Source organism: Curtobacterium sp. P97 (assembly GCF_023712445.1).
In the GTDB taxonomy this organism is placed as follows: Bacteria; Actinomycetota; Actinomycetes; order Actinomycetales; family Microbacteriaceae; genus Curtobacterium.
In genome coordinates, this window is record NZ_JAMAYF010000041.1 from 1 (window position 1) to 590 (window position 590).

The window sequence follows — 590 nt, forward strand, 5'->3', positions numbered from 1 at the left end:
ACCGGTGGATGCTGCGACGACGCAGCCGCTTCTCGAGCTGTTCGGTGCTCATGTGCTCTGTCTCCTACCGGACCCGGCCCTCGTGCTCACGCACGATCCCGGTCAGTTCGATGTGGGTCCGACCCACCCGCCGGCCGGAGAGTTCCCCGACGCGGGAGCGGATCGTGTCAGCAGCGGACGACGCCGCGGAGACGACGTCCCCGCCGGCGGCGATCGGGCCGGTGACCTCGAGCGCGAGCGCGCCGTCGTGGTCGTCCAACCCGACCCGGAGCCGCTTCGCGGGAGCGCCCAGACGCTCCGCTGCGACGGCCCGGGCCAGCGCCGTCAGCGCCCGGGCGGTGATCTCGACCCGGCCCGGGACCGCGCTCGCCGGGAGGCTCCCCGGGCCGGCGCTCACCGGGAGCTCCGGCGTCCGGTCAGCACGTCGGTCAGGGCGCCGCGGTCGATCTTCCCGGTCGTGATCGCGGCCACGAGGGCACCGACCAGACCGAACACGATCACCAGGACGAAGCCCCAGAACCCGAACTGCAGTGCCACGACGGCGAGGATGGCGCCGATCAGCGCGCCGACGAGTGTGTTACTCAACGCGG

Annotated in this window: 2 protein-coding genes; both read right to left on the minus strand. The window is 73.1% G+C overall.

Going from position 1 to position 590, the window contains the following annotated elements:
* Positions 1–64: 64 nt before the first annotated feature.
* Complete coding sequence (locus M3677_RS16815; RefSeq protein ID WP_066656068.1) at positions 65–397, minus strand: hypothetical protein; 333 nt, start codon at positions 395–397, stop codon at positions 65–67.
* The coding region (locus tag M3677_RS16820; protein ID WP_308201991.1) for a hypothetical protein at positions 394–590 on the minus strand (197 nt) is incomplete at its 5' end. The genes M3677_RS16820 and M3677_RS16815, both read right to left, overlap by 4 nt.